A 25,873-nucleotide genomic window follows, 5' to 3' on the forward strand; every position below is an offset into this window, starting at 1 on the left:
CCATGAAACATTGTTGGATTTTGCCCGGGATCACCACTCTGCTGTTGGCCACCTCACCGGCCTGGGCAGATGCCTATCTCGATGAGGCTACGGCCGCGGTAGCCAAAGCCACGGCCAGCAGTACCCAATGGGATGGCCCTACCAGCGGGCCGCAGCTGCAGGCGAACAAGAAAATCATCTTTATTGCCTCCGACATGAAGAACGGCGGAGTGCAGGGAGTGCAGCAAGGGCTGAGCGAAGCGGCCAAGGTGGCAGGCTGGCAGTTGGAAACGCTGGACGGTGGCGGCTCGGTTAAAGACCAACTGTCGTCGCTAAATCAGGCCATTGCCCAAAAGCCAGACGGGATCGTGATCGGCGGCTGGAACCCTAACGTGGCTAAAATCCCGCTGAAAAAGGCGGTGGCTCAGGGGATCGTTCTGACAGCCTGGCATGCTGTGCCAGAGCCTGGCCCCATCGCCAAATACGATGTGTTCTATAACGTCACTTCCGATTCCAACGAGGTAGCGCGCATCGCCGCACAATATGCGGTAGTGAAGTCCGATGGGCAGGCCAACGTGCTGATCTTTACCGATTCGCTGTACCAAATCGCTCTGGACAAAGCCAACGTGATGAAAGAGGAAGTGGCTAAATGCAGTGGCTGTAAACTGGTAGAGTTTATCGACACCCCGCTGGCAGACACCGCCAGCCGTATGCCAGCCATGACCTTCAGCCTGTTGCAGAAATACGGTGACAAGTTCCAGTACGCACTGGCGATCAACGATCTGTATTTCGATTTTATGGCCCCGGCGCTGAAAACAGCCGGTAAAGGCGGCAGCAATGCGCCGTTTAATATCTCGGCCGGTGACGGCTCCATTTCTGCCTACCAACGCATTCGTTCCGGTGACAGCCAGTCTGCCACCGTGCCCGAGCCGCTGAAGCTGCACGGCTGGCAGTTGCTGGATGAGTTTAACCGTGCCTTCGCCAAGCAGGCGCCTTCCGGTTACGTGACTCCGGCCCATCTGGTCACCCGCGAGAACATCGCCAATGACGGTGGCCCGAATAATATGTACGACCCTCAAAATGACTATCAGGGACATTACAAAACCATTTGGGGCGTGAAGTGATCGGGAGGTTGAGATGATCGAACAACAACTGGAACGTTTGTGTTCCCCCGCCGTCTGGGCTGAAGGCCCGGTATGGCTGCCGCAACAGGATGCAGTGGTATTCAGCGATGTAAAAGGCAACCGCATGTTCCGTTGGGAACGCAATGGCGAGCTCAGCGTATGGCGTGCTGCATCCAACTATGCCAACGGTAATGCCCGCGATGCCGAGGGGCGTGTCATCAGCTGTGAACATGGGCGGCGGGGTATCAGCCGCACCGAACACGACGGCAGTGTCCAACTGCTGGTCGACCGGGTGGACGGCAAGCGTTTCAACTCACCGAACGACATCGTGGTGCGTTCCGACGGAACATTATGGTTTACCGATCCGCCGTACGGCATCATCGGCGATGAAGAGGGCTACAAGTCTGAAAGCCAGGTGATCGGCTGTTATCTGTATTGCTACGATCCCCGTGATGGCTCGCTGAACATTGCCGCCAGCGATCTACAACGGCCCAACGGCCTGGCTTTCTCGCCGGATGAAAGCCTGCTGTATGTGGCGGATATGTCGATTATTGACTTCCCTACCCTTGGGCGTCGCGAGCTGCGGGTATATCAGGTTGAAGGGCGGAAGTTGAAGGCTGGCAGGCATTTTGCTCAGGTCGCGCCGGGGATCCCAGATGGCTTCTGCCTGGATAGCGCCGGTAATCTGTTTTGCAGCTGTGCCGACGGCGTGATTATCTTTAATCCGCGTGGGGAGCAAATTGGCAAAATTCCGGTGCCGGAGTGCGTTTCCAACTGCACCTTCGGCGGGCCAGAAGGCAATGAGCTCTACATTACTGCCACCACATCGTTGTACCGCATTGTCCTGAATACCCACGGGTAATCACGGGCTGATCATCACGCAGGGGGAGTTTACCTCTCCCTGCTTCGTCACGTCTGTAGCACGCCAACCCCCTCAAACTGTGTTGCCGATCACATAATCGTCAGGTTAATTTAACTATCTGTTTTTACGAGATAATTTCCCACACTCCAGCTTTGACTTCGTCCCAACAGGGGTATAGCATTTATTTGAAATGCAATTTCGTATATTGAAATTAAAAGAACGCAAAACATTCGATTCGCCATAGGGGAGCAGTAGTATGAGAGTGAGCTATACCGAGTTAAAACAGCAATTCAAACGCGTGTTGCTGGCACGGGGAGTGGCGGAACCGACGGCGGATGAGTGTGCCACTCTGTTTGCCGATACCACCGAAAGCGGCGTCTATTCCCACGGGGTCAACCGCTTCCCACGCTTTATTCAGCAGTTGGACGCAGGTGATATCGTGCCTGACGCCGAACCGAGCAAGCTGCTTTCGTTAGGCGCAATCGAACAGTGGGATGCCCATCAGGGCATTGGCAACCTGACCGCCCGCAAGATGATGGATCGCGCCATGCAGTTAGCGGATCAACACGGGATTGGCCTGGTAGCATTGCGTAATGCCAACCACTGGATGCGTGGCGGAGGTTACGGCTGGCAAGCGGCAGAGCAAGGCTATATCGGCATTTGCTGGACCAACTCGATCGCCGTCATGCCACCTTGGGGGGCTAAAGAGTGCCGTATCGGCACTAACCCGCTGATCGTCGCCGTGCCGAGTAACCCGATCACCATGGTAGATATGTCGATGTCGATGTTCTCCTACGGCGCGTTGGAAATGAATCGCCTTGCGGGCAAAAAACTGGCGGTAGACGGCGGTTTCGATAACGACGGTAACCTGACGCGCGATCCGGCTACCATCGAAGAAAATCGGCGTATCTTGCCGATGGGCTATTGGAAGGGGTCTGCGCTGTCGATAGTGCTGGATATGATCGCTACCCTGCTCTCTGGCGGTTCATCGGTCGCTGAAGTTACCGAAGATAACCACGATGAATACGGCATTTCGCAGGTGTTTATCGCCATTGAGATCGACCGCCTGATCGACGGCAAAACCCGTGATGAAAAGCTGCAGCGCATTATGGATTACGTGACCAGCGCCGAGCGTGATAACCCAGAGGTCGCCATTCGCTTGCCGGGCCACCGCTTCCCGCACGTCCGCGCCGAAAATCAACGCGATGGCATCCCGGTAGACGATCGCGTCTGGGCCCGCATTCAGGCACTTTAAGGAGCAATTTATGATCTTCGGCCATATTGCCCATACGGCAGCAGAACACTATCCCCCGGCGATTGCCAAAGCCGTGGCCTATTTGCAGAACACCGATTTTACCCCCCTGTCTGCCGGGCGTTATGAGGATCCGGCAACCGGTTATGTGGTGCAGGTACTGGATCTGCACACACAACATAAAGATGAGTTGCGCCCTGAAGTGCACCGTAAAAATATCGACGTGCAGTTCCTGGTAAGCGGCACTGAGTTAATAGGCGTTGCGGCGGACAGAGGAAATAACGTTATTCATCAGGAGTTATTAGCACAACGCGACATTATTTTCTATCAGGATGTGGAAGACGAATCCTGGTTAACCATGCAGCCCGGTAATTTTGCGGTATTTTATCCGCAGGATGTCCATCGCCCTGCCTGTATTAATCAAACGCCCTGCGACATCAGAAAGGTGGTGGTGAAAATACCGATAACATTACTTTCCAGCACGATGAAATAAAGACTGTCTCATAACGTGAATTTAGCCGTTTCATTGATTGCGATAATATCAGGTGAAAAATATGGAAAACACAACGCCGGGCTTTATTATTGGTGCTTATCCTTGCGCCCCTTCATTTCATCAACTCGAACGTGAAAAGGAAGTTCAATTCTGGGATCGGCTGGCTGAACTGCCGCTGATCCGTGGGCTGGAGCAACCTTGTCTGGACGACTTGCATCCTTATGGTGACGATTTCTTGCTTAAGCTGATCCCCAACCACTGGCAACTGGTGCTTACCGCGGTGATGGGGACTATGCAACGACGCGGTAGCGGGCGGGATTTTGGCCTCGCCGCCCGTAATGAAGAGGAGCGCCAGGCTGCGGTGGATTATATCCGTTCAATACATGACAAAGTTAAGCGCACCAACGATCGCGCCGGTCGCCAACAGGTGGTAGCCCTGGAGCTGCAATCCGCCCCCAACCGGCAGGAAAAAGACAGTGCGGCGGCGCGACAGGCCTTCATTGCCTCGTTGGAAGACATTGCCGGTTGGCACTGGGAATGCGATTTGGTGATTGAGCACTGCGATGCGCTGACCGGGCCCATGCCACGCAAGGGTTTCCTGACGCTGGAAGATGAGATCATCGCGGCACAGGCGATTAACCGCCACTTTGACGATACGCTGACCCTTGCCATCAACTGGGGCCGATCTGCTATTGAGGGGCATAATGATCATCTGCCTTTGCAGCAGGTGAAGCAGTGTCAACAGGCCGGGTTATTAAGCGCCCTGATGTTCTCCGGCACCGCCAGCCACGGTGCTTATGGCGAATGGGAGGATACACATGCGCCCTTCGCCCCATTTGATGGCAGCCATTATGTTTGTCATGAATCATTAATGACGCTGGACAGTGCGCGGCAATTATTTAATCAGGCTCCGCTGGCAGAATTAAACTATGCCGGTATCAAATTACTGTCCACCTCGGCACAAGAGAGCGTCGAGCAACGGATCGCTATTATCAAGGATGGTATCAATGCCCTGGCGTTAAGCATTGGCCTAATATCATGACGTCCAAAAGATAGAACATCAAATAATACCTATAAAACGGTAAACAATAATACGGATTTATTCCGAGCCCCCTATTTATGCGAAGGTATCAATAACATGAATACTGCTTCTGTTGCTGTTAGCCAAAGTCAGGCCATACCCAAATTACGCTGGCTGAGAATTGTGCCGCCAATTCTGATCACCTGCATTATTTCTTATATGGACCGCGTTAATATCGCCTTCGCCATGCCTGGCGGCATGGATGCCGAATTGGGGATCACCGCCTCAATGGCCGGATTGGCGGGCGGCATCTTCTTTATCGGTTATCTGTTCCTGCAAGTGCCCGGCGGTAAGCTGGCGGTTAACGGTAACGGCAAGAAGTTTATTGGCTGGTCGCTGCTGGCCTGGGCGGTGATCTCGGTGCTGACCGGTTTGGTGACCAATCAATACCAACTGCTGTTTCTGCGCTTTGCCCTCGGCGTTTCAGAAGGCGGTATGCTGCCGGTGGTGCTGACCATGATCAGCAACTGGTTCCCGGACAAGGAGCGTGGCCGTGCCAACGCCATCGTGATCATGTTCGTACCGATCGCCGGTATCCTCACCGCCCCGCTATCCGGCTGGATCATCACCGCCTGGGACTGGCGCATGCTGTTCCTGGTGGAAGGTGGCTTGTCACTGGTGGTGATGGCGTTGTGGTGCTTCACCATCAGCAACCGCCCGCAGGAAGCCAAGTGGATCTCGCAGGCCGAAAAAGACTACCTGATCAAAACCCTGCATGATGAACAACTGCTGATCAAAGGCAAAACGGTACGCAATGCTTCACTGCGGCGCGTGCTGGGCGACCGGATCATGTGGCAACTGATCCTGGTTAACTTCTTCTACCAAACCGGGATCTACGGCTACACGCTGTGGCTGCCCACCATTCTGAAAGGCCTGACCAACGGCAATATGGAACAGGTGGGCTGGCTTGCCGTACTGCCCTACATTGGTGCCATTTTCGGCATGCTGATCGTTTCCACGCTGTCCGACCGCACCGGTAAACGCAAAGTGTTCGTTGCCCTGCCGCTGGCCTGCTTTGCTATTTGCATGGCGCTTTCCGTCCTGCTGAAAGATCACATCTGGTGGTCTTATGCCGCGTTAGTCGGCTGCGGCGTATTTATTCAGGCGGCCGCAGGCGTGTTCTGGACTATTCCCCCCAAATTATTCAACGCCGAAGTGGCCGGTGGTGCACGTGGTGTGATCAATGCCTTAGGCAACCTCGGTGGCTTCTGCGGCCCCTATATGGTCGGCGTGCTGATCACGGTGTTCAACAAGGACGTTGGCGTCTATAGCCTGGCTGCCTCACTGGCGATCGCCGCACTGCTGGCGCTGATGTTGCCAAATAAATGCGACCAGGTCGCCGGGAGCGAGCAATGAAATACTGGCTAGGGCTCGATTGCGGCGGCACCTTTATCAAGGCAGGTTTGTATAACGCCGAGGGTAAAGAACTGGCCATCGCCCGCCGTAATCTGGCAATCGTTGCCCCGCAACCTGGCTGGGCGGAGCGGGATATGCCCACACTATGTCAAACTGCCGCCAGCGTGATCCGTGAGGTGTTGGAACACAACCGTATCGCCGCGTCTGCCATTCAGGGGCTGGGGATTTCGGCCCAGGGCAAAGGCGTGTTCCTGTTGGATAAACAGGGGCAACCGCTGGGTAACGCCATTCTGTCCTCCGATCAGCGGGCATTGACCCAGGTGATGGCCTGGCAACAAGCGGGCATGCCGCAAGCCCTGTACGAGCACACTCGCCAAACTCTATGGACCGGCCATCCGGTTTCACTGCTGCGCTGGATCAAGCAGCATCAACCCGAGCGCTATGCCCAGATCGGCAGCGTGCTGATGGCGCATGACTACCTGCGGTACTGCCTGACGGGCGAACTGGCCGGTGAAGAAACCAATATCTCCGAATCCAATCTGTATCAGATGGAGCGCGGCTGTTATGACCCGGCGCTGGCACAATTGCTTGGCATCGGCGAGATCGTGCCAGCCCTGCCGCCGATTGTCGGTTCTGCCGAGATCGCCGGGCGCGTTAGTGCGGAAGCTGCGGCGCTGACTGGCTTGCAAGTCGGCACCCCGGTGGTGGGCGGTTTGTTTGACGTGGTATCCACCGCACTCTGTGCCGGATTGCAGGATGAAACCCGACTCAACGCGGTAATGGGCACCTGGTCTGTCACCAGCGGGATCACCGCAACGATCGCTTCCGACTCCAGCTATCCATTCGTTTATGGCCGCCATGCCGAGCAAGGCAAATACATCGTCCACGAAGCCAGCCCCACCTCCGCTGCGAATCTGGAGTGGTTTTGCCAGCAATGGGGCCTGCACGATTACGCGCAGATCAACCGCTGGGTGGCTGACCTACCCAAAGCTGGCAGCCAGTTGCTGTTTGCCCCCTTCCTTTATGGTTCCAACGCCGGGCTGGGATTAAGTGCCAGCTTCTACGGTATGCAGGCCTTCCATCAGCGCGAACATCTGGTACAGGCGATTTTCGAGGGCGTGGTGTTCTGCCATATGACCCACCTGAACCGTATGCGGCAACGTTTCCCTCAGACCAAGGCACTGCGCGTCACCGGCGGACCGGCTAAATCGGCCCCCTGGATGCAAATGTTTGCCGACGTCAGCGGCTTACCGGTCGAACTGCCGCAGGTGGAGGAAACCGGCTGTTTGGGCGCTGCGATGGCTGCCATGGTGGGCACCGGCGCTTTCAGCGACTTTGCCGCCGCACAGCGGGCATTGGCTCCACGCATCGAAACCGTTCTGCCGGATCCCGCCGCTCAGGATGCTTACCACCGTAAATACCAACGTTATCAGGCACTGGTTGCCACGCTACAAACGCTGCAACACGGCAACTTTCAGGAGGCTTTATGACCATCAAACCGCGCCTGCAACTGGCGCTCGATCACACCCGGCTGGATGCCGCTCTGCAAACGGTCGACCGTCTGCATCCGTACGTCGACATCATCGAGGCGGGCACCATTTTATGCATCAGCGCCGGGATCCAGGCAGTGAAAGCCCTGCGTGAACGTTGCCCGCAACATACGCTGGTCGCCGATCTGAAGGTGGCCGATGCCGGAGCTACCCTGGCCGAACAGGCTTTTTCGCAGGGGGCCAACTGGATGACCGTGATATGCGCAGCCCCCCTGGCCACCATGGCTAGTGCGCTGGAGGTGGCCGAGCGCTACCGGGGTGAAATCCAGATTGAGCTGTTTGGCCGCTGGACGCTGGAAGATGCCAAAGCCTGGCGCGATCTGGGCATCAAACAGGCGATTTACCACCGTGGCCGCGATGCACAAGCCAGCGGACAAACCTGGGGCCAACCGGATCTGGATACCATGAAGGCGCTGTCAGATCTGGGGATTGAGCTTTCGGTGACCGGCGGGATCGTCCCGGCCGATTTGCCGCTGTTTAAAGACATTGCCGTGACGGCGTTTATCGCCGGGCGTGCGCTGGCCGAGGCTGCCAATCCGGTGGTGGCCGCACGTCAGTTCCGTACCGCCATTGATGACATTTGGAGATCTTGATATGCGCCAGCATCCGTTGGGAATTTACGAAAAAGCGCTGCCGAAACACCTGAGTTGGCCGGAGCGGCTGGCATTGGCCAAAGCCTGCGGTTTTGATTTTGTCGAGATGTCGGTCGATGAAAGTGATGAGCGTTTATCACGTCTGAGCTGGAGCAAAGAGCAGCGTCTTTCGCTGGTCAGCGCCATGTTGGAAACCGGCATCAGCATCCCCTCGATGTGCCTTTCCGGCCACCGCCGCTTCCCGTTCGGCAGCCATGACGAGGCTACGCGGCAACAGGCTTATCTGATCATGGAACAGGCGATCCAGTTGGCCAAAGACGTTGGCATCCGCACCATTCAGTTGGCGGGTTATGACGTGTATTACGAGCCGCAGGATGAAGGAACTCTCACCCGCTTTACCGAGGGGATGCAATGGGCGGTGGAACGTGCCGCTGCCGCGCAGGTGATGCTGGCGGTCGAAATTATGGATACCGAATTCATGAGTTCCATCAGCAAGTGGAAGATTTGGGACTCCCTGCTGGCTTCCCCATGGTTCACGGTATATCCAGACGTTGGCAACCTCAGCGCCTGGGGTAACGATGTAGCGCAAGAATTGCAGCTCGGTATTGACCGCATCGCGGCCATTCACCTCAAAGACACCTTCCCGGTCACTGAGACGTCACCCGGCCAGTTCCGCGATGTGCCATTCGGTGAAGGCTGTGTGGATTTTGTCGCCCTGTTTCACACGTTGAAGCAGCTCAACTATCGCGGCACTTTCCTGATTGAGATGTGGACCGAAAAGGCTGACGAACCGGTTGCCGAGATCGTGCAAGCCCGCCGTTGGATTGAACAGCAAATGCAGCAAGGAGGAATGACATGCTAACTCTGCCACAGCTAAAACAGCAGGTATTGGAGGCCAACCTCGACCTCCCACGCCACAAGTTGGTGACCTTTACCTGGGGTAACGTCAGCGCCGTTGACCGCGAACGCGGGTTGGTGGTGATCAAGCCTTCCGGCGTGGAATATGCGCATATGCAGGTGGAGGATATGGTGGTAGTCAACCTGGCCGATGGACAACGTGTTGAGGGCAGCAAGAAGCCCTCTTCGGATACCGCTACCCATCTGGCGCTGTACCGCGAGTTTGCCGATATCGGCGGCATCGTGCATACCCATTCACGCCATGCCACCATCTGGGCGCAGGCCGGGCTGGATATCCCTGCCTGGGGCACCACGCATGCCGACTATTTCTACGGTGCGATCCCTTGCACCCGGTTGATGACCGCAGATGAAATCGAGCATGATTATGAACTGGATACCGGCAAGGTGATTATTGAAACCTTCCGCCAGCGCGGCATCAGCCCAAGCGCCATCCCGGCGGTGCTGGTCAACGCCCACGGGCCGTTTGCCTGGGGCAAGGATGCGCATGACGCGGTTCACAATGCGGTCGTACTGGAAGAAATTGCTTATATGGGGATTTTTTCACGGCAGTTGACGCCGGGGATTGGCAACATGCAGCAGGTGCTGTTGGATAAGCATTACCTGCGTAAGCACGGCAAGAACGCCTATTACGGGCAATAGCCCCCTCATCCCAATCCTCTCCTACTGGGAGAGAGCTGTTAGCCTCTGCGCTTTTGGAAGTAAAGAGGTCATCTCAGCAAACTCGATCGGTCCTCGCTCTGAGAAAGGGTTCAATACAAAAAATGCCAGCCACTTCTCAGTGGCTGGCATTGTGCTTTTCCAACAGTGATATTACAGCGCGCGCAGGATCGCTTCCACGCTGGCCTTGGCATCGCCAAACAGCATCTGGGTGTTCTCTTTAAAGAACAGCGGGTTCTGCACCCCGGCATAGCCGGTATTCATCGAGCGTTTGAACGCGATAACGTTTTGCGCTTTCCACACTTCCAGCACCGGCATGCCGGCGATAGGGCTGCGTGGATCTTCCAACGCCGCCGGGTTCACCGTGTCGTTGGCGCCAATGACCAGGACGGTATCGGTGTCCGGGAAGTCATCGTTGATTTCGTCCATTTCCAGCACCACATCGTACGGCACACGGGCTTCCGCCAGCAGCACGTTCATGTGGCCCGGTAAACGACCCGCCACCGGGTGAATACCAAAGCGCACCTTGATGCCACGCGCACGCAGCTTCTCGGTGATTTCCGCTACCGGATACTGCGCCTGCGCCACCGCCATGCCGTAGCCTGGGGTGATGATCACCGAGGTGGAGTTACGCAGCTGTTCAGCCACTTCTTCCGCCGTGGTTTCGCGGTATTCGCCCATTTCTTCTGCGTCGCCGGTTGAGGAACCATCGGTACCAAAACCACCGGCAATCACGCTGATAAACGAACGGTTCATTGCCTTACACATGATGTACGACAGGATCGCACCGGAAGAACCGACCAGCGCACCGGTCACGATCAGCAGGTCGTTGCTCAGCATAAAGCCTGCCGCCGCCGCTGCCCACCCGGAGTAGGAGTTCAGCATTGATACCACCACCGGCATGTCTGCCCCACCGATTGACGCAACCAGATGCCAGCCGAAGCCAAGAGCAATCACGGTCATGATCAACAGTGCGAACACTTCCCAACCAACACTGTTGGTACGTACGAACAGCACCATCAGCAGGAAGGAAACCACCAGGGCAGCCAGGTTCAGCTTGTGACGGTTAGGCAACATCAGCGGCTTGGAAGAGATGATGCCGCGCAGTTTGCCAAAGGCCACGATAGAACCGGTAAAGGTCACCGCACCGATAAAGATGCCGAGGAACACTTCGGTAAGATGGATATTTTCCATCACCGGTTCCATGGCCACCGTACCGTGATCCAGGTAGCTGTTGAAGCCGACCAGCACCGCAGCCAAACCCACGAAGCTGTGCAGTACCGCCACCAGTTCCGGCATTTCGGTCATTTCGACCTTCTTGGCCAGATACACGCCGATGGAACCACCGATGATCATCGCGATAATGATCCAGCCCACGTTACCGGAGTCCGGCCCGAGGATGGTGGCGATCAGCGCGATCGCCATCCCGGCCACGCCGAACAGGTTGCCCTGCTTGGACGTCTCATGGCGCGAAAGGCCGGCCAGGCTGAAAATAAACAGAATAGCGGCAACAATGTATGCAGCTGTAACTAATCCACCAGACATTTTTGCTACCCCTTAGTTTTTGCGGAACATCTTCAGCATGCGCTGAGTGACGGTGAATCCACCAAAAATGTTGATGCTGGCGATCAGTACCGCGACAAAGGAGAGGAAACTCACCCAGCCGCCATGACCAATCTGCAACAACGCACCGACCACGATAATCCCTGAGATCGCGTTAGTGACCGACATCAACGGGGTATGCAATGCATGGCTGACGTTCCAGACCACGTAGTAACCCACCACGCAGGCCAGCGCAAACACGGTAAAGTGAGACAGGAACTCTTTCGGTGCCGAATTGGCAAACCAGCCGAACAGGATGATCGCCAGCGCGATCAGGCCGTATTTCACCATCGGTGAGGTTGGTTTCTTTTCAACTTTCTCGATTGGTGCAGCGGCAGCCTGCTTCGGCTGCGCGGATACCTGGATCGGCGGTGCTGGCCAGGTAACTTCGCCATCGCGCACCACGGTGACACCGCGGATCACGGTGTCTTCGAAATCGATATCGATTTCGCCGTTTTTCTCTTTCGACAACAGCTTCAGCAGGTTCACCAGGTTGGTGCCGTAAAGCTGTGAGGACTGGGTCGGCAAGCGGCTCGGTAAATCGGTATAGCCGATAATCTTCACGCCGTTTTCGGTGATGGTCACCTGGTCGGCCACGGTCAGCTCACAGTTACCACCGGTTTGCGCGGCCAGATCGACAATCACGCTGCCCGGCTTCATGGAAGCCACCATCTCTTTGGTAATAAGCTTTGGTGCCGGGCGGCCAGGGATCAGCGCCGTGGTCACGATGATGTCCACTTCCTCTGCCTGGGCGGCGAACAGCGCCATTTCCGCTTTGATAAAGGCTTCAGACATCACTTTGGCATAGCCATCACCGCTGCCTGCTTCTTCCTCAAAGTCCAGCTCGAGGAATTCTGCGCCCATACTCTGCACTTGCTCTTTCACTTCCGGGCGGGTGTCGAAGGCGCGAACGATCGCCCCCAGGCTACCAGCCGCACCGATAGCGGCCAAGCCAGCAACCCCAGCACCAATGATCATCACTTTGGCCGGGGGAACTTTACCGGCTGCGGTGATCTGGCCGGTGAAGAAACGCCCGAACTCATGCGCTGCCTCAACGATAGCGCGATAGCCAGCGATATTGGCCATTGAGCTCAGTGCATCCAGGGACTGCGCACGTGAAATACGTGGCACGGAATCCATGGCCATAGCGGTCACGTTACGGGCCGCCAGCTTCGCCATCAATTCTGGATTTTGTGCAGGCCAGATAAAGCTGACTAACGTACTGCCTTCACGCATTAACGCAATTTCTTCCTCAAGAGGTGCGTTAACCTTCAGGATCAGATCCGATTGCCACACATCGGCTGTATCGGTAATTGTCGCCCCTGCGGCTTGATAAGCTGCATCTTCAAAGCTTGCCAGTTTTCCCGCCGCGCTTTCGATCGCGACGGTAAAGCCCAGTTTCAGCAGTTGTTCTACCGTTTTCGGCGTTGCTGCAACTCGGGCTTCATTGGCCAACCGTTCTCTTGGTACACCAATACGCATAATGTTCCCTTCTCACCTGTTCTGATGATGTTTATTATCGTCTTACCCATAGCGATAGCACCGGCTGGCAAGTTTTTTATCAGCCTTGCCTGTCTGCAAATTAAGGTGCCACCTATAACCTACTGAAAATGTGATCGATGATCCATAATTGCTTACGTTTACCCGTCAGTTTTTACATAAAAATGCAGCTAAGGCCATGACAAATCTCAAATCTGGATGCAAAAACTGCCCTGAAGCCCCTTTTCAGCGCACTATTGTGCAGAACCTGGCCTAGGCCATTTCCTGTCAGCCGGGGACAGCGAGCATAAAAGTTATAAAATTGTGAATAATTAACATTAATGAGATTAAACGCTTTATTATTGAAACTTATAACCTGTTGGCCCAATGTGGTTCACCTAGTGCGGCTCAGCTTTGTCGCATCGCATCACATAAAATGCTGAGACACCTGCCAAGGTTACATGGCATAATCTGCGGCTGAATTACACCTAAACTGTTCAGCACGTTATAAACGTTACTGCGCTTGGCGAAAGGATTTTTTATGAAGCTGAAGACCACGATCATCGCATCAGCCTTGTTATCACTTACTGCGCTGTCTGTGCATGCCGCGCAAGAGTTAACTCCTGAGAAAGCAGCGGCCATCAAGCCGTTTGATCGCATCACCATTACCGGCCGTTTCAACGCTATCAACGAAGCTGCCGATGCCGTATCCCGCCGTGCAGATAAAATGGGGGCTGACGCCTTCTATATCCAGGATATCAACAACGGTAATAACGGCGGCAACTGGCGCGTCACCGCAGACGTTTATCATAAAGATGCGCCAGAAGTCAGCAAAGAGACCAAGTACCGCGTGATTAACGGCGTGAAAGAGCTGCCAAAAGACGAAGCCTTCCTGCTTGAACCTTACGATACCGTGACCGTCAGCGGCTTCTACCGCAGCCAGCCAGACATCAACGATGCCATCACCAAAGCCGCACAGAAAAAAGGCGCTGCCTCGTTCTTTATCGTGCGTCAGGTAGATGCCAACCAGGGCGGCAACCAGTTCATCACCGCTTTCATCTATAAAGCCGATGCGCCGAAACGTGTGGTGCAGAGCCCGGATGCCGTGCCTGCCGATTCTGAAGCCGGTAAAGCCATGCTGGCTGCTGGTGGTGCAGAAGCCGCCAAGGTCGAGATCCCAGGCGTCGCCTCTTCCGGCTCGCCAGCCCGCGACGTTGGCCGCTTCTTCGAAACTCAGACGTCTACCGGTCAGCGTTACACTGTAACCTTGCCTAACGGGACCAAGATCCAGGAAGTGAATAACGTCACCGCCGCGCAGATGGTGCCGTTTGATTCCGTGACCTTTACCGGCCACTTCAACAGCATGACCGACGTTTCCACCGAAGTGGCGAAGCGTGCCGCTGAGAAAGGCGCCAAGTATTACCATGTGACGCGCCAGTGGCAGAACAAGAGCGGCGGCAACCTGACCGTCAGCGCCGATCTGTTCAAATAATCCCTGCTGTCACCTCGATCGAAGGGCTGCCACTGTGCAGCCCTTTTTTTATACCGCTGCTGAATAAGTTTTTACCCATCGCGCATAACCAATCATTGCATCCGCAAGCATCTCCCCTTAGAATTTGCGCCAATTTTTAGCTCCATTGCCTGCCCTTGCGGTAATTGCCATGACGTTATGGCTGGCCTGCACGGAACGCATAGTTGTTTATTCTGTCTCGGGATCCATCATTGGAAAGAAAACTTGGTCTTACCGCGTTAACCGCCTTGGTGCTCAGCTCAATGCTGGGCGCAGGCGTCTTTAGCCTGCCGCAGAATATGGCCGAGGTTGCCAGCCCGGCGGCCTTGCTGATTGGTTGGGCCATCACCGGCGTCGGCATTCTGTTCCTGGCGTTTGCCATGTTGTTACTGACCCGCCTGCGCCCCGACCTGGATGGTGGCATCTTCACCTACGCCAAAGAAGGCTTTGGCGAACTGGTGGGCTTCTGCTCTGCGTGGGGTTACTGGCTGTGTGCGGTGATCGCCAACGTTTCTTATCTGGTGATCGTGTTTGCTGCACTGAGCCTGTTTACAGACCGCAGCGGCACGGTGATCCTGGGCGATGGCAATACCTGGCAAGCGCTGATCGCCGAATCCTTGTTGCTGTGGATCGTTCATGCCTTGGTATTGCGCGGCGTGCAAACGGCGGCCAGCATCAATCTGGTGGCCACCCTCGCCAAGTTGCTGCCGCTCGGCCTGTTTGCCGTGCTGGCCGCTATCGCGTTCCGCATGGATACCTTCACGTTGGACTTCCACGGCGTTGCCCTTGGTACGCCAGTCTGGCAGCAGGTTAAAGACACCATGCTGATCACCCTGTGGGTGTTTATCGGTGTTGAAGGTGCTGTGGTGGTTTCCGCCCGTGCCCGGCAGAAAAAGGACGTTGGCCGCGCCACCATGTTGGCCGTGATTTCCGCTTTGGCGGTGTATCTGGTGATCACCCTGCTGTCGCTCGGCGTGGTGCCGCGTAGTGAGCTGGCGGAAATGCGTAACCCGTCAATGGCGGTGCTGATGGTTGATCTGATCGGCCCTTGGGGTGATGTGATCATCGCCACCGGTCTGATCGTTTCGGTTTGCGGAGCTTACCTAAGCTGGACCATCATGGCGGCTGAAGTGCCTTTACTGGCCGCTCAACACGGCGCTTTCCCCAAAATTTTCCGCAAGCAAAACCGCAACCATGCCCCGTCCGCCTCTTTGTGGTTAACCAACGGTGCAGTGCAAATTGCGCTGGTGATTATCTGGCTGACCGGCAGCAACTACAACTCGCTGCTGACCATCGCTTCCGAGATGATCCTGGTGCCGTATTTCCTGGTGGGGGCCTTCCTGTTCAAGGTAGCCCGTCAGCGGCAGGACAAGCGTCTGATTTTCGCTGCCAGCGGTGCCTGCCTTTATGGGCTGTGGCTACTCTATGCTTCAGGCCTGATGCACCTGTTGATGTCGGTACTGCTGTATGCGCCTGGCTTGCTGGTGTTTATGTATGCCCGCAGTGGGCATCAGGACGTGAAATTGCTCAACCGGCTAGAGAAAAGCACCGTTATGCTACTGCTGGCCGCAACCCTCCCTGCCGGATGGTTTATGTTGCATTGATAGACCTAATTAACCGGGTGATTCACCCGGTTAATTTCCCCCCATCGGTTGGGCGTTAATGGTGATCCGCTCACCGACCTGCATCACCACTATCGATTCACCACACTCTTTCTCAATGGCAGCCAACTGCTCCGCCGCCAGCGGATACGGCAGTTGAATATCAAACACCACCAACTGCTGTTGCCGGGCCAGATCGATCAGGCGAATAATGTTGACCTCATCGCTGACCTGCGTCGAAACCACCTGTAACGCCAACTCTTTCAACTGATCCTGGCGCGAGCGTGAGTCTGTCACGCGCGATTTCACTACCATGCCAAAGATGGGCATCACCCCATAAATTGCATCGATAAAGCGCCACTGCTTCTTGCAGGAGGCCGATAAAAAATGGGTATAGTCAAAACAGACTCTCTCACTGCGCGCGACGAATGCAAGATGATCGTTGTTCATCTTCGTTACCCTTCTGGTGGCCAGTGCTGAAATGTCATCGATGGCAAGCGTTATCCGCTTTCTGACGTATAATGGCATAATTCCTTTAATGTTTGCCAGTTTGCTCAGGAGCTTTACTCGATGGTCTCTCACAACTCGGCCCCTGTGTTGATCACCGGCGGTGCCCGCAGAATTGGGCTGGCTCTGGCCAAGTCGTTCTTACAGCGTGGCGTTCCAGTCATTATTGCCTATCGCAGTGAATACCCTGCATTAGCCGAACTCCAAGACCTTGGCGCGATCTGCCTGCAGGGCGATTTCTCTGCCCATGAAGGGATCTATCGTTTTGCCGATCAGGTAAAACAGGTTGCCCCAAAGCTGCGCGCCGTGATCCATAATGCCAGCGCCTGGTTGGCAGAATCGACGGAAACGCCACCGGAACAGGTGATGGCTTCAATGCTCCAGATCCACGTCTACACTCCTTACCTGTTGAACCAACTGCTGGAACCCTGCCTGCTTGGCCAGGGGCAAGCCGGTGCCGATATCATCCATCTGACGGATTATGTAGTAGAAAAAGGCAGCGACAAGCACATTGCCTATGCCGCCAGCAAGGCCGCGCTGGATAATATGACCCGATCCTTTGCCCGCAAATTGGCCCCCGACGTCAAAGTGAATGCTATCGCACCAGCATTAATTATGTTCAACACCGGTGACGATGAAGCCTATCGCCAACAGGCATTGACCAAATCCCTGATGCAGATCGCCCCAGGGGAAAGTGAGGTAGTCAACCTGGTGGATTATCTGATGGGCAGCCGCTACGTTACCGGACGCACTCACGGAGTAGACGGTGGGCGACCACTGCGTTAAATAATGGGCATGGCGCAACACCGAGCAGCGCGCTATGCTGAATGCCGTTTTTCCTATAAAACCACCCTATTATGACTAAAATTGTGTTTGTAGAAGACGATCCTGAAGTAGGCAAACTGATTGCCGCCTATTTAGGTAAACATGACATCGACGTCATCATCGAACCCCGCGGCGATACGGCACAGGCCTGTATTGAGCGGGAACAGCCAGACCTGGTGCTGCTGGATATCATGCTACCCGGCAAGGACGGCATGACGCTATGCCGCGATCTGCGCCCGGTTTATCCCGGCCCGATCGTGTTGCTCACCTCACTGGACAGCGATATGAATCACATCCTGTCATTGGAAATGGGTGCGCATGACTACATCCTGAAAACTACACCACCTGCGGTGCTGCTGGCTCGCCTGCGTTTACACCTGCGCCAACACGGTGGCAACCAGCCAAAAGAAGAGCAAACACAGAACATCACCCAGCATAATGCCGTGCATTTTGGCTTGCTGTGCATCGACCCGGTCAACCGCCAGGTGACGCTGGGGGAAGAGATCGTCACCCTTTCCACCTCAGATTTCGATCTGCTATGGGAGCTGGCGACCCATGCCGGGCAAATCATGGCCCGCGAAGCGTTGCTGCAAAACCTGCGCGGCGTCAGCTACGACGGTATGGATCGCAGCATCGATGTGGCCATCTCACGCCTGCGCCGCAAGCTGTATGACAATGCTCTGGAACCGTTTCGCATCAAGACCGTGCGCAACAAGGGCTATCTTTTTGCTCCTAACGCCTGGGCATCGGTGCAACAATGAGAAAACTGTTCGTGCAGTTCTTTTTACTGCTGTTCGTCTGCTTTCTGGTGATGGCGATGCTGGTTGGCCTGGTATACAAAGTCACCGCCGAACGTGCCGGGCGCCAATCGATGGACGACCTGATGAAGAGTTCGTTGTATCTGATGCGCAGCGAGCTGCGGGAGATCCCGCTAAAGGACTGGAACAAAACCATCGCCACCCTGGATTTAAACCTGTCGTTCAAACTGCATATCGAGCCGCTCGGCAAGCAGAACCTGAGTGAGGACCTCACCAAGCGGCTGCGCCTTGGGGAGATCATCGCACTGGACGACCGCTATACCTTCATGCAGCGCATCCCACGCAGCCATTACGTGCTGGTCGTTGGCCCCATCCCTTATCTTTTTTATCTGCACCAGATGCGCATCCTGGATTTGGTGCTGCTGATTTTTATCGGCATGTCGCTGGCCCTACCGGTATTCCTGTGGATGCGCCCGCATTGGCAAGATTTGCTGAAACTGGAAAATGCCGCCCAACGTCTGGGGGCCGGGCATCTCGATGAACGTACACACTTTGTCCCCACCTCGAGCCTTTACCGGCTTGGCGTCGCCTTTAATCAGATGGCCGATAACGTCAACACGCTGATCGTCAGTAAAAAACAGCTGATTGACGGTATTGCCCATGAGCTGCGGACTCCGCTGGTACGTCTGCGCTACCGGTTGGCCATGAGCGATAACCTGACCGAAGGCGAACAGCAGGCGTTAAATCGGGATATCGGCCAGCTAGAATCCCTGATCGACGAGCTATTGACCTATGCGCGTCTGGATCGACCACAGGTAGCCTTGAATATTGAGCCAATCGATTTGCCCAGTTGGCTACAGGATAAGGTGGCCGATATCCAGTTGATCCACCCAGAGCGCGAGATTGAGCTGAATATCCCGCATGTCGGTGACTTTGGCGGTGTCGATCTGCGGCTGATGGAGCGCGTGTTAGACAACCTGGTCAACAATGGCCTGCGCTATTGCGAACGGCGTTTGCGCGTCGGCCTGTGGTTTGACGGCGATGCTGCATGCCTGCAGGTGGAAGACGACGGCCCAGGCATTCCTCCAGAAGAACGCGAACGGGTGTTCGAACCCTTCGTCCGCCTCGACCCCAGCCGCGATCGCGCTACCGGCGGCTGCGGGCTTGGATTGGCGATCGTGCATTCCATCGCCGTGGCCTATCAAGGCCAGGTCTTTGTGGAGGCCAGTTCGCTGGGCGGCGCCAGTTTCCGCTTCTGCTGGCCGATTAAACCCCTTTTTGATACCAAAATAGAGCCGGCATAACGATCCGGCCCCGTTGGCTCAACGGATCCACTATGGAGTTGAACAAATGACATCTGCATCATCCTCTACGGCCTACGGCCAACTTCGCGCCCTATTCACCCGCCTTTCACGTTTTGACCATCTATCGGCCATCAGCGGTTGGGATATGCAAACCATGATGCCACCGGGTGGCAATAAGGCGCGTTCCGAAGCCTTGGCGGAGTTGAGCGTGTTGAAGCATCAAATCCTGACGGCACAGAAAACGGGTGAACTGCTCGACCGCGCGCAACAAGAAGCGCTAGATGAATTTGACCGTGCCAACCTGCTCGAAATGCGCCGCCAGTACGATAATGCCGTGCTGGTGCCAGAAGCGCTGGTCGAAGCCAAATCCCTTGCAGGTGCGCGCTGCGAACATGCCTGGCGAGTACAACGCCCGGCCAACGACTGGGAAGGCTTTAGCGATAATCTGCGCCGGGTGGTTACACTGAGCCGTGAGGAAGCGCAGATCCGCGCACAGGCGGCGGGCGTCAGCCGTTATGATGCGTTGCTCAATCTGTATGAACCAGGAATGCGCAGCAGCGATCTCGACCGTATCTTTGGCGATTTGAAAACCTGGCTGCCCGATTTATTGCAAAAGGTGGTCGCCAAACAGCAGCAAGAACCTTGCCTGATCCCGCAAGGTCCGTTCGATGTCGACACCCAGCGTAAGCTGAGCCTGAGCGTGATGAAGCTGCTCGGCTTTGACTTTGATGGTGGCCGGGTTGACGTTAGTGCTCATCCGTTCTGCGGCGGCGTGCCGGAAGACGTGCGTATCACTACACGCTACAACGAGAAAGAGTTCCTTACCGCGCTGCTTGGCATCGTGCATGAAACCGGCCACGCCCGCTACGAACAGAACCTGCCACGTGAGTGGCTGGGCCAGCCCGTGGCACAAGCTCGGTCGACGGCGATCCACGAATCACAAAGCCTGTTCTTTGAAATGCAGCTGGCTCGCGGTAGTGACTTCCTGAAAGTCCTGCGGCCGCTGATCGTCAATCAGTTTGGAGAACAACCGGCCCTGGAAGAGAGCAACTTTATTCGCCTTAATCAGCGGGTGAAACCTGGCCTGATCCGCGTCGATGCCGACGAGGTCAGCTACCCTGCCCATGTGATATTGCGCTATGAAATCGAGCGTGCGTTGATTGAGGGCGAGATCGAGGTAGAAGATATTCCGGCACTGTGGAATGAGAAGATGCACAGCTACCTCGGCCTGGATACCGTGGGCGATTATCGCAACGGCTGTATGCAGGACATCCACTGGACGGACGGTGCCTTTGGTTACTTCCCAACTTACACCTTGGGTGCCATGTATGCGGCCCAACTGTTCGACAGTGCTCGCAGCGCAATGCCCAAGCTGAGCGAAGATATTGCTGCCGGTAATTTAACCGCGCTATTCCATTGGTTACAGCAAAATATCTGGCGTCACGCCAGCCGTTACCCTACCGATACGTTGATCACTAACGCCACGGGTAAAACGTTAGACCCAAGCTATTTCCGCCGGCATCTGGAAAGCCGTTACCTGTAATCTCCGAACCCTCCGTACGTTAAGGCGTTGCTGGTATAGCTTAACGTACGGTTTTGCAAAACAGAGTCCACATGGCCTTAACCATCAATGTGTTACTTGAAAACCGTCGAGCTGCCGGGGCGGATAAAGCGTTAATCGCCAAAGCCGGGTTGAGCCTGTTAGTTCAGGATGAATCAGACAGCGTGCTTTTTGATACCGGGCCGGACGGCAGTTTTTTACAGAATGCTGCCCAAATGGGGATTAACCTCGACAACCTGACCGCTACCGTGCTCTCTCATGGCCATTACGATCACAGCGGTGGCGTACCCTGGTTGCCCGATAACAGCAGAATAATTTGCCACCCCGGCGTGCAAGAGGTGCGCTATGCCGCCGTTAATCTTCTGGGCCGCGTAAAGAAAATCAAACGTTTATCGCCGAAAGTGGATTACTCGCGCCACGCCATGGAGCTGACCCGAACCCCGGTGCAAATCAGTGAGCGGTTCTTCTGGTCCGGTGAAATCGAGGTGCCTGCCCCCAAAGCCTACGGCATTATTGAAAATGCCCAACAGTCCCCTGATTACGTCGCTGATGAAGGAGTGCTGATTTATAAATCAGACCGCGGTCTGATTATCATCACTGGCTGCGGCCACCGGGGAATAATCAATATTGTGCGGCACTGCCAGAAGATCACCGGTATCGATAAGATCCACGCGCTGATTGGCGGCTTTCACCTGAGATATGCCTCTCCGCTACGCTTATTGCAGGTACAGCGTTTTCTCAAACAAATCAAACCCGAGAAAGTAATGGGCTGCCATTGCACCGGTTCTTGGGGGCAATTGTGGTTGCCTAATACGATTAGCCCGGCGACGGGGGATAGGATTACGTTAGCGTAAATCTTCCGGGGCATTGCGCCCCGGCATGCCTGCCGTAATAGTATCCTGCCCTATTTCTACCTACTAAGCCTGCGGATGTTGCATAGTGTACGTTCTCTCCTACAGCACTGGTGCCACAGGAGAGAAGTTTGCACAACTGTCAATGTATGTTGTAACTAATTTAGTTTATTTTGATACACGCACTGCGTGGCGGTGTTCAGCATCATCCGTGACAGCAGCACAAATATGCTAGCTATCACGGCCTGCAAAGCAGCAACGCTCCCTCCCCCAGGCACTCGTACATTAGGTTACACGCCGAAACCAATCACTCACGGAAAGTAATCCTCGGTTTGCATAAGATTATTTCAACGGCCCCGCAGTGGGGTTACAAACCAACAGACATTTGAGGATCTACCGATGAAAAAAGTATTAGCTCTGGTTGTTGCCGCTGCAATGGGCTTGTCATCTATCGCGTTCGCCGCTGAAGCTGCCGCTCCTGCTGCTGCACCAGCCGCCACTACTCAGACTGCGCCGGCCAAAACCACTCACGTGAAAAAACATCACGCGAAGAAAACCACCGAGCAAAAAGCTCAAGCAGCCAAAAAGCACCACAAAGCCAGCGGCAAAAAAGCCCCGGCCCAGAAAGCTCAGGCAGCTAAAAAGCATCACAAAAAATCCAGCAAGAAAGCAGCAACCCCAGCTGCCTGATAGTCAACCGGTGTGAGGCACCCCTCACCTGTTCTGGTAAGATTTGTCCGACACCCGGTTCGCCGGGTGTTTTTTCATGGGGGGGTTGTCTATGCTGCGTCGCTATCGGTTCGAAATCATCCTTGGCACCCTGATCGTTTGCGGGCTCATCGCCAGCTTTTTTTATCTGTAATCTCCGATTTTTCTCAGGAAATTATCGGAAAATCAATCGCCGACCATCTACACAGCGGCTAAATCAGTCTATAGTTAGCATTCAGTGTGACTATGGATGATCCGAATTTGTCAGGCAAACCTATGCGCATCCCTGTTTTAATGTTGTTGTGCTCATTTCCTTTGGTTTTATCCCATTCTGCGCATGCTGATAGCCCTTCCGAGGCGTCCGCGGCCGATCAAACCCGTCTGTTTTTTGGCAAAGACGACCGTATTAAAGTGACCGAAACCAGCGGTTGGCCGTGGCAGGCCATTGGTCAGGTAGAAACCGCCAGTGGTAATCTGTGTACCGCTACGCTGATCTCTCCCCATCTGGCGCTCACCGCAGGCCACTGCGTACTGGCCCCTCCCGGCAATCTTGATAAGGCCGTTGCGCTGCGCTTTGTTTCCGGCAGTAAAGGTTGGCAATACCAGACGGAAAATATCGAAACGCTGGTTGATAAGTCATTAGGCAAGAAGCTGAAGGCGGATGGCGACGGCTGGATCGTGCCACCGGCGGCGGCAGCGTATGATTTTGCGTTGATCAGGTTAAAAGATAACAAGCCGCTGGCGATTAAACCGTTGCCATTATGGCAAGGTGACGGAAAAGCGTTAACGCAAACCTTAAAGCTGGCAAAGCGCCTGGTCACCCAGGCCGGTTATCCGGAAGATCATCTGGACGATTTGTACAGCCATCAAAATTGTAAAGTCACCGGTTGGGCGCAACAGGGCGTGCTATCACACCAGTGCGATACCTTACCCGGTGACAGTGGTTCTCCATTGATATTGAAGACCGCCGAAGGTTGGCGACTTATCGCTATCCAGAGTTCTGCACCCGCCGCACAAGACCGCTACCGTGCCGATAACCGCGCGCTGTCAGTTACCGGCATTCGCGATGCTTTAGATCTGTTAGCCGCCGGTAAATAACCCCTCCGAACAGCGCAGGCCACCGTTATCCCACAGGAGGGTAATGGTGGCAGGCAAACTGTGCTGCAATACCCTATCAACGTTTGGCCCATCGGTTTGCTGGTAAAAAGTACTGGCCTGCTCCAGTGTTGAACCACCACGCATTTTACGCTCGATCAGCCGTGCCCGCAGTTGCTGTGCTGGTGCCTGAATAAATAACGTTAAGTCGCTGTGGCGTGCCAGATCGCGCCAACCTGGTTCATCAAGCAATAACCAGTTACCTTCTACGATCGTTACCGACGCAGTCACCTCAATAGCGTTGGGCACCGGATCGTGCAACACGCGATCGTAGTTAGGCCAGAATGGACGTGGTTGATCGAGTGCAGCCAACGCCAACTCGAGCTGCTGACGATCAAAGGTTTCTGGCATTCCCTTCTTGCTGCGCAACCCTTGCGCATCAAGCCAGGAGTTAGGACGGTGAAAGCCGTCCATCGGCAGAGTTTGCAATGCCGGTAATTCATCACACTGTGCCGATAAATGCTGCCAGAAGGCCGTCAGCGTCGATTTACCACTGCCGGGAGGTGCCGCCAGAAATACCACCAGGCGCGCCCCCTTTTGCTGCTGCTTTTGGGCCAACAGGCGCAGTAAAGGTAAATGTACCTGCTCGACCTCCTCATCGGTAAAAAAGGCATCGATCGTCAGCCCATTAACAGTTAGCGCTATTTTCATTGGTCAGTTCCTTTAACAGCGAAGTCACCGCCAGCGTTAATCCGGTTTTAATCATGTTGCCGTAGCGCTCGGTATTAAAAACCTCAAAGCTGGAAAACTTCATCTTTCTTATCGCACTGAAAAGCTGTTCGTTTTCCGTAATGGCATTAAGGTTGGCAATAAAATCAAAGGTCATTTCATCATGAAAGCTCAGTGAGCTATTTTCCGCCTGCACATGCTGGCTAAATTGTGAAAGACAGATGATATCGGCATAAACGGTTTTTTTGATTTTCCCCAACGCGTACAATAAGCGCAGGGAGACATCCATATTGTCCAAAGGGCCAGATTTTGCCAGCAATGGCTTTACCGCATATTCGAGTATATCGGGATCGTTATTGACAAACACCTGTGGCAAATAGGTTTTGACAGCAGAAAATAAAATCTCATTTGCCTTCTGTAACCAATTGAGCAACTGTTCCTGCTCGTCCAGTTGTTCAATTATTTCATCTTCTGTCAGCGTTTTCATTCGTCCTGCGATACCATCAATGCAAGTGTAATGTATGAATTTTATTACACGATCCGTCGGTACCATTAATCATAAGGGTTTCTGTGCTCAAGTACCCCTCTTTTTGTTTTATTCCGCCGATAATGTCACCTTTGGTTATCCCGGTTGCCGAAAAAATCACCTCATCGCTGGCGATCAGAGCATGGAGCGGCAAAATGGTGTTAATCTCAATTCCCATGTTGCTGCAACGCCGCCGTTCTTCTTGCGCCAGTATTCTGTGCTCTGGTGTATCACCTTTCGCCTGGCAGAAATCGATCAGCTCGGCTTGCATATCTCCCCCCAGCAGACGCACCGCACAGGCCGATATGACCCCTTCTGGCGCGCCCCCCAAGGTATACATGATGTCAGCTTCACCACCTGGTAGGCAGGTCATCAGGCTAGCGGCAACATCACCATCAGGAATGGCAAAAATCTTCACCCCCAGCGCCTGCGCCTGTTGGCGAATCAGTTCATGACGTGGTTTATCCAGCGTGATCATGCGCAGTTGATACAATGGCTTACCCAACGCCTGCGCTACTTGCCGCAGATTTTGCTCCAGAGGCAACCGTAAATCGATAGACCCTTTAGCGCCTGGCCCCACCACCATCTTGCGCATATACATGTCTGGGGCATGCAACAAGGCATTGTGTGGGGCAAAGGCGATCACGGCCAGCGCATTATATTGGCCCATGGCCACCATCCGCGTGCCTTCGATAGGATCAACAGCAATGTCCACAGCCGGACCATGCCCGCTCCCCAGCCGTTCACCGATATACAGCATGGGGGCCTGATCGATTTCACCTTCACCGATCACAATCTGCCCCTGCATGGCCATGCCGCTCAGTTGCTGACGCATGGCCGCGACGGCCACCCCATCAATTTGATTTTTATCACCACAGCCCAGTAGCGGCCAGGCAGCCAATGCAGCCTGTTGAGTGGTGCGTACAATGTCATAAGCCAGCGATTTCATCGG

At 54.8% G+C, this 25,873-nt stretch carries 25 protein-coding genes; 19 read left to right on the top strand and 6 right to left on the bottom strand.

Annotated elements, in window-relative coordinates; all coding sequences use genetic code 11:
• Positions 1-2 precede the first annotated feature (2 nt).
• The 10 genes from ACKWMY_RS05370 to araD all read left to right on the top strand — a co-directional run bounded on the left by ACKWMY_RS05370 (position 3) and on the right by araD (position 9,847).
• The gene (locus tag ACKWMY_RS05370; protein WP_309046569.1) at positions 3-1,103 is read left to right on the top strand and encodes a substrate-binding domain-containing protein; all 1,101 of its coding nucleotides are present in this window, start codon (positions 3-5) and stop codon (positions 1,101-1,103) included.
• Between the two features lie 13 nt (positions 1,104-1,116).
• Complete coding sequence (locus ACKWMY_RS05375; RefSeq protein ID WP_161712337.1) at positions 1,117-1,965, top strand: SMP-30/gluconolactonase/LRE family protein; 849 nt, start codon at positions 1,117-1,119, stop codon at positions 1,963-1,965.
• 256 nt (positions 1,966-2,221) lie between these two features.
• Positions 2,222-3,220 (top strand): 3-dehydro-L-gulonate 2-dehydrogenase, encoded by a 999-nt coding sequence (gene yiaK / locus ACKWMY_RS05380; protein ID WP_024530149.1) that lies wholly within the window; start codon positions 2,222-2,224, stop codon positions 3,218-3,220.
• A gap of 10 nt (positions 3,221-3,230) precedes the next feature.
• Positions 3,231-3,710, top strand: coding sequence for a YhcH/YjgK/YiaL family protein (locus ACKWMY_RS05385; RefSeq protein WP_024530150.1), 480 nt, complete (start codon positions 3,231-3,233; stop codon positions 3,708-3,710).
• A 61-nt stretch (positions 3,711-3,771) separates the two neighbouring features.
• Positions 3,772-4,752 (top strand): DUF4862 family protein, encoded by a 981-nt coding sequence (locus ACKWMY_RS05390; protein ID WP_409486002.1) that lies wholly within the window; start codon positions 3,772-3,774, stop codon positions 4,750-4,752.
• 96 nt (positions 4,753-4,848) lie between these two features.
• The gene (locus ACKWMY_RS05395; protein WP_024530152.1) at positions 4,849-6,147 is read left to right on the top strand and encodes an MFS transporter; all 1,299 of its coding nucleotides are present in this window, start codon (positions 4,849-4,851) and stop codon (positions 6,145-6,147) included.
• The gene (locus ACKWMY_RS05400; RefSeq protein ID WP_409486003.1) at positions 6,144-7,637 is read left to right on the top strand and encodes an FGGY-family carbohydrate kinase; all 1,494 of its coding nucleotides are present in this window, start codon (positions 6,144-6,146) and stop codon (positions 7,635-7,637) included. The genes ACKWMY_RS05395 and ACKWMY_RS05400 overlap by 4 nt, the downstream gene beginning before the upstream one ends.
• Positions 7,634-8,290 (top strand): 3-keto-L-gulonate-6-phosphate decarboxylase UlaD, encoded by a 657-nt coding sequence (ulaD, locus tag ACKWMY_RS05405; protein ID WP_409486004.1) that lies wholly within the window; start codon positions 7,634-7,636, stop codon positions 8,288-8,290. The genes ACKWMY_RS05400 and ulaD overlap by 4 nt, the downstream gene beginning before the upstream one ends.
• A gap of 1 nt (position 8,291) precedes the next feature.
• A complete protein-coding gene (locus ACKWMY_RS05410; protein ID WP_409486005.1) occupies positions 8,292-9,152 on the top strand; it encodes an L-ribulose-5-phosphate 3-epimerase in 861 nt (286 codons plus the stop codon).
• Complete coding sequence (araD, locus tag ACKWMY_RS05415; RefSeq protein WP_024530156.1) at positions 9,146-9,847, top strand: L-ribulose-5-phosphate 4-epimerase; 702 nt, start codon at positions 9,146-9,148, stop codon at positions 9,845-9,847. Before ACKWMY_RS05410 ends, araD begins: the two co-directional genes overlap by 7 nt.
• A gap of 171 nt (positions 9,848-10,018) precedes the next feature.
• Here the strand turns inward: araD and pntB are convergent, their stop codons facing one another.
• Complete coding sequence (pntB, locus tag ACKWMY_RS05420; RefSeq protein WP_021177867.1) at positions 10,019-11,410, bottom strand: Re/Si-specific NAD(P)(+) transhydrogenase subunit beta; 1,392 nt, start codon at positions 11,408-11,410, stop codon at positions 10,019-10,021.
• Between the two features lie 12 nt (positions 11,411-11,422).
• Positions 11,423-12,949, bottom strand: coding sequence for a Re/Si-specific NAD(P)(+) transhydrogenase subunit alpha (gene pntA / locus ACKWMY_RS05425; RefSeq protein WP_024486776.1), 1,527 nt, complete (start codon positions 12,947-12,949; stop codon positions 11,423-11,425).
• A gap of 538 nt (positions 12,950-13,487) precedes the next feature.
• Between pntA and ydgH the strand changes: the two genes are divergently transcribed.
• Entirely contained in the window at positions 13,488-14,438 is a 951-nt protein-coding gene (gene ydgH, locus ACKWMY_RS05430; protein WP_024530157.1) for a DUF1471 family protein YdgH, read from the top strand.
• Between the two features lie 230 nt (positions 14,439-14,668).
• The gene (locus ACKWMY_RS05435) at positions 14,669-16,060 is read left to right on the top strand and encodes an amino acid permease (protein WP_024530158.1); all 1,392 of its coding nucleotides are present in this window, start codon (positions 14,669-14,671) and stop codon (positions 16,058-16,060) included.
• A 30-nt stretch (positions 16,061-16,090) separates the two neighbouring features.
• Here ACKWMY_RS05435 and ACKWMY_RS05440 read toward each other — a convergent pair whose 3' ends face one another.
• Positions 16,091-16,507 (bottom strand): hypothetical protein, encoded by a 417-nt coding sequence (locus ACKWMY_RS05440; RefSeq protein WP_024530159.1) that lies wholly within the window; start codon positions 16,505-16,507, stop codon positions 16,091-16,093.
• 120 nt (positions 16,508-16,627) lie between these two features.
• Between ACKWMY_RS05440 and folM the strand changes: the two genes are divergently transcribed.
• From folM to ACKWMY_RS05475, 7 genes are all read left to right on the top strand, one after another.
• Positions 16,628-17,350: a dihydromonapterin reductase gene (gene folM / locus ACKWMY_RS05445; RefSeq protein WP_024530160.1), complete on the top strand. Its 723-nt coding sequence runs from the start codon at positions 16,628-16,630 to the stop codon at positions 17,348-17,350.
• A gap of 71 nt (positions 17,351-17,421) precedes the next feature.
• Positions 17,422-18,150 (top strand): two-component system response regulator RstA, encoded by a 729-nt coding sequence (rstA, locus tag ACKWMY_RS05450; protein WP_021806502.1) that lies wholly within the window; start codon positions 17,422-17,424, stop codon positions 18,148-18,150.
• Positions 18,147-19,451 (top strand): two-component system sensor histidine kinase RstB, encoded by a 1,305-nt coding sequence (gene rstB, locus ACKWMY_RS05455; RefSeq protein ID WP_024530161.1) that lies wholly within the window; start codon positions 18,147-18,149, stop codon positions 19,449-19,451. The genes rstA and rstB overlap by 4 nt, the downstream gene beginning before the upstream one ends.
• A 46-nt stretch (positions 19,452-19,497) precedes the next feature.
• Positions 19,498-20,994 carry a carboxypeptidase M32 gene (locus ACKWMY_RS05460; RefSeq protein ID WP_199062587.1) on the top strand — a complete coding sequence of 499 codons (1,497 nt, stop codon included), beginning with the start codon at positions 19,498-19,500 and terminating at the stop codon, positions 20,992-20,994.
• A 71-nt stretch (positions 20,995-21,065) separates the two neighbouring features.
• A complete protein-coding gene (locus ACKWMY_RS05465; RefSeq protein ID WP_199062589.1) occupies positions 21,066-21,866 on the top strand; it encodes an MBL fold metallo-hydrolase in 801 nt (266 codons plus the stop codon).
• Positions 21,867-22,262: 396 nt separating this feature from the next.
• Positions 22,263-22,553 carry an acid resistance repetitive basic protein Asr gene (gene asr, locus ACKWMY_RS05470; RefSeq protein ID WP_024530164.1) on the top strand — a complete coding sequence of 97 codons (291 nt, stop codon included), beginning with the start codon at positions 22,263-22,265 and terminating at the stop codon, positions 22,551-22,553.
• Between the two features lie 294 nt (positions 22,554-22,847).
• Positions 22,848-23,669 (top strand): trypsin-like serine peptidase, encoded by an 822-nt coding sequence (locus ACKWMY_RS05475; protein WP_199062592.1) that lies wholly within the window; start codon positions 22,848-22,850, stop codon positions 23,667-23,669.
• On the opposite strand, the gene ACKWMY_RS05480 is transcribed toward ACKWMY_RS05475, so the two are convergent.
• The 3 genes from ACKWMY_RS05480 to glpX are packed head-to-tail and all read right to left on the bottom strand — an operon-like array spanning position 23,652 to position 25,870.
• On the bottom strand, positions 23,652-24,377 hold the full coding sequence (locus tag ACKWMY_RS05480) for a nucleoside/nucleotide kinase family protein (protein ID WP_024530166.1): 726 nt from the start codon (positions 24,375-24,377) through the stop codon (positions 23,652-23,654). The two genes, ACKWMY_RS05475 and ACKWMY_RS05480, sit on opposite strands and share 18 nt — an antisense overlap.
• Positions 24,355-24,948 carry an MltR family transcriptional regulator gene (locus ACKWMY_RS05485; RefSeq protein ID WP_306110033.1) on the bottom strand — a complete coding sequence of 198 codons (594 nt, stop codon included), beginning with the start codon at positions 24,946-24,948 and terminating at the stop codon, positions 24,355-24,357. The genes ACKWMY_RS05480 and ACKWMY_RS05485 overlap by 23 nt, the downstream gene beginning before the upstream one ends.
• On the bottom strand, positions 24,899-25,870 hold the full coding sequence (gene glpX, locus ACKWMY_RS05490) for a class II fructose-bisphosphatase (RefSeq protein WP_409486006.1): 972 nt from the start codon (positions 25,868-25,870) through the stop codon (positions 24,899-24,901). The genes ACKWMY_RS05485 and glpX overlap by 50 nt, the downstream gene beginning before the upstream one ends.
• Positions 25,871-25,873: the final 3 nt, after the last annotated feature.

It is taken from the genome of Serratia sp. J2 (assembly GCF_046269175.1).
Classification (GTDB): Bacteria; Pseudomonadota; Gammaproteobacteria; order Enterobacterales; family Enterobacteriaceae; genus Chania; species Chania fonticola_C.